Raw genomic sequence first — 3,007 nt, 5'->3', positions numbered from 1 at the left:
CGAGGTGACTGCCCGTGGCTGGCAGGCCCGCTTGCCCGATGGCACCGTACTGCCGCTGCTGCGTGGCAATGGCCTGTTCCATGCGCTGTGCGTGCCGGCAGGCCGCCATCAGGTGCAGTTGCGTTACAGCCCGCTGCAGTTGTGGCGCGAGGGATTGAGCGTGCGCCTGGCCGGCGACAGTGGCCTTCACTGAACGCAGGTCAGCGGTACACCACGTGCCGCAGCAGCATGAACGACACCAGCGCCAGACCACCTTCCACCAGCGGCTTGGCAAGCCACGCGTACTGCAGTCCCAATGCATGGTCGGCCGCAGTCACCAGCAGGGTGCTGGCCGCGGTCAGCAGCATCCAAAGCAGGAGGAAGCGCGCGAAGCGCTTCCAGCCCAGGCGCTGTTGGCCGGCGGCAGCAAAGGTATAGCGGCCGTTGAGCCAGAAGCCGAGCAGCATGCCGGCCAGACGGCCGACGACGTTGGCAGGGGCGACGGGCACCCCGAGTGCGGTGCTGCCCACGAACACCAGCCAGTCCAGCAGCAGCTGCACCAGCCCGATGACGATGTATGAGCTGCCCTGGCGGACGAGGGTCATGGCCGTGCCTTCCCGGTGCCGCCCGGCAACAGCGGGCCCATCCAGTACAGCAGATCGAGCAATCGTTCCTTCAGGCAGCGCACGGTTCACGTCAGGCAGGGAATGAGCTCGGCTATCCTATCAGCCAGTCCTCAGATCGCCGCCGCTGCGCGGCCCCCCTCCATGACCCAACCCCTGCACGTCATCATCCTCGCCGCTGGCGCCGGCAAGCGCATGAAATCGGTGCTGCCCAAGGTACTGCAGCCGATTGCCGGGCAGCCGATGCTGGCGCATGTGATCGCCACGGCGCGCGAACTGCAGCCGGCTGCCATCCACGTGGTGTACGGCCACGGCGGGGACCAGGTGCAGCACTACTTCGCTGACCAGCCGGACCTGTTGTGGGCGGAACAAGCGCAGCAGCTGGGCACCGGCCACGCCGTTGCCCAGGCCATGCCGGAGGTGCCCGACGCCGCACAGGTGCTGGTGTTGTACGGCGATGTGCCGTTGATCCGTGCGCAGACCCTGCGCGACCTGCTGGCCCAGCCGGGCCGGCTGGCCGTGCTGGTGGCCGATGTCGAGGATCCCACTGGCTATGGTCGCGTGCTGCGCGATGCCGAAGGCAAGGTCGGGGCGATCGTTGAGCAGAAGGACGCCGACGATGAACAGCGTCGGGTGCGCATCATCAACACCGGCATCATCACTGCCGAATCGACGGCGCTGCGCCGCTGGCTGTCGCAGCTGTCCAACAGCAACGCGCAGGGCGAGTACTACCTGACCGATGTATTCGCCTTTGCCGCCCGCGAGTTCACTCCGGCGGAGATGGCCCTGGTGGCCGATGCGCAGGATGCCGAAGGCGCGAATGATCCATGGCAGCTCTCGCAGCTGGAACGGGCCTGGCAGCGGCGCGCGGTCCGCGCGCTGTGCATCCAGGGCGCACGCGTGCGCGATCCGGCGCGGGTCGATATCCGTGGTGAGGTGGTCGTAGGCAGCGATGTGATGATCGATGTCGATGTGATTCTTGAAGGCAAGGTGGTGCTCGGCGATGGCGTGACCATCGGCCCGTTCACCCGGCTGAAGGACGTCACACTCGGCGCGGGCACCGAAGTGCGTGCGCACTGCGATGTGGAAGGCGTCATCAGCGAGGGTGCGGCCCAGATCGGCCCGTTCGCGCGCCTGCGCCCGGGCACCGTGCTGGCCGATGGCGTGCACGTGGGCAACTTCGTGGAAACCAAGAAGGTCACCTTGGGGGTGGGCAGCAAAGCCAACCATCTGACCTACCTGGGTGACGCGGTGATCGGCAGCAAGGTCAACATCGGTGCGGGCACCATCACCTGCAACTACGACGGCGTGAACAAGTCGACCACCACCATCGGCGACAACGCTTTCATCGGCTCCAACAGCTCGCTGGTGGCGCCGGTGCTGATCGGTGAAGGGGCGACGATTGCTGCAGGTTCGGTCATCACCCGCACTGCGCCGGACGGCAAGCTGACCGTGGCCCGTGCGCGTCAGGAAACGATCGATGGCTGGCAGCGACCCATCAAGAAAAGCTGAGCCGAGACCACCGCGCGCCGACGAACTCGACGCGTTGCCCCGCATCGAACAGCGTGCGGGTGAACTGCTGCGCGGGCACGAGGCGCACCCGGTGTTCGCCGGCCATGGGCTGGACCTCCCCACGTTGCAGGCTGGGCTGCAGCGTGGCCAGTTGTGGATCATCGAAGGCGCCGATGGCGGCATCGCCGGCTACCTGCTGGGCGGTGCGCTCGACGGCGATTTCCATGTGCTGCAGATGGATGTTGATCCCGGCCACGCGCGGCGTGGTTACGGGCGAGCGTTGCTGCGGCATGCGCTGGCCGAGGCAAAGATGCGTGGTTACGCTGCCGCAGTGCTGACGACGCTGTCCGATGTGCCGTGGAATGCGGCTTTCTATGCCAGCGAAGGATTCAACATCCTGCCGGAGTCGGAGTGGGGCCCCGGCCTGCAAGCGGTGATGGCCGAGGAAGCTGCCCTGGGATTCCCGATGCACCTGCGGGTGGCGACGCGGCGAGTGCTTTAGTTTTGCTTCTTCTGTTGCTTGCTGAAGGTTGATCACGGTTCATGGGTGTCACTTTTCTTTGTACGCAAAGAAAAGTAACCAAAAGAAACGTTCCGCCGGCCGCGAGCCGATGCTGCGCATCGGTGCCCTGCGCTCCTCGGCGAATCAGGGGCCGGTGCCGAACTCGCTGCGCTCAGACATCGGCACCTCTTCGCCCCTGATTCCCCTGCGGTGCTCGGCTCGCTTCAAGGCGGACCCAAGTCAAAGTCCACAGGTGCACCCAGTAGATCCACGCCATGCGTGGATGCTTTTGCTCTGCTTCTCGAGTCCGCCTTSAAGCGAGCCGAGCACCGCAGGKCCGGCGAGGGCGAAGAGGCGCGGGTGTCTGAGCGCAGCGAGTTCCCGCGCCGTC

At 66.1% G+C, this 3,007-nt stretch carries 4 protein-coding genes; 3 read left to right on the top strand and 1 reads right to left on the bottom strand.

Going from position 1 to position 3,007, the window contains the following annotated elements; all coding sequences use genetic code 11:
- On the top strand, nt 1-193 hold a 193-nt coding region (locus tag AB4Y84_RS17970; RefSeq protein WP_442250585.1), incomplete at its 5' end, for a hypothetical protein.
- A gap of 7 nt (nt 194-200) precedes the next feature.
- Here the strand turns inward: AB4Y84_RS17970 and AB4Y84_RS17965 are convergent.
- Nucleotides 201-584: a GtrA family protein gene (locus tag AB4Y84_RS17965; protein WP_312786483.1), complete on the bottom strand. Its 384-nt coding sequence runs from the start codon at nt 582-584 to the stop codon at nt 201-203.
- A 162-nt stretch (nt 585-746) separates the two neighbouring features.
- On the opposite strand from AB4Y84_RS17965, the gene glmU reads away from it, so the two are divergent.
- Nucleotides 747-2,114: a bifunctional UDP-N-acetylglucosamine diphosphorylase/glucosamine-1-phosphate N-acetyltransferase GlmU gene (glmU, locus tag AB4Y84_RS17960; RefSeq protein ID WP_312786482.1), complete on the top strand. Its 1,368-nt coding sequence runs from the start codon at nt 747-749 to the stop codon at nt 2,112-2,114.
- Nucleotides 2,083-2,616 carry a GNAT family N-acetyltransferase gene (locus AB4Y84_RS17955; RefSeq protein ID WP_442244628.1) on the top strand — a complete coding sequence of 178 codons (534 nt, stop codon included), beginning with the start codon at nt 2,083-2,085 and terminating at the stop codon, nt 2,614-2,616. The genes glmU and AB4Y84_RS17955 overlap by 32 nt, the downstream gene beginning before the upstream one ends.
- Nucleotides 2,617-3,007 lie beyond the last annotated feature (391 nt).

This window comes from Stenotrophomonas sp. 2YAF22 (assembly GCF_052114665.1).
Classification (GTDB): Bacteria; Pseudomonadota; Gammaproteobacteria; order Xanthomonadales; family Xanthomonadaceae; genus Stenotrophomonas; species Stenotrophomonas indicatrix.
Note: the sequence above shows the minus strand (reverse complement) of the source record. Positions and strands in the feature narration are given on the sequence as shown.

Excerpts from the sequence above, each read along its gene's own strand:
- AB4Y84_RS17965 (WP_312786483.1), bottom strand. The coding sequence starts at position 584 with ATGACCCTCGTCCGCCAGGGCAGCTCATACATCGTCATCGGGCTGGTG.
- glmU (WP_312786482.1), top strand. The coding sequence starts at position 747 with ATGACCCAACCCCTGCACGTCATCATCCTCGCCGCTGGCGCCGGCAAG.
- AB4Y84_RS17955 (WP_442244628.1), top strand. The coding sequence starts at position 2,083 with ATGGCTGGCAGCGACCCATCAAGAAAAGCTGAGCCGAGACCACCGCGC.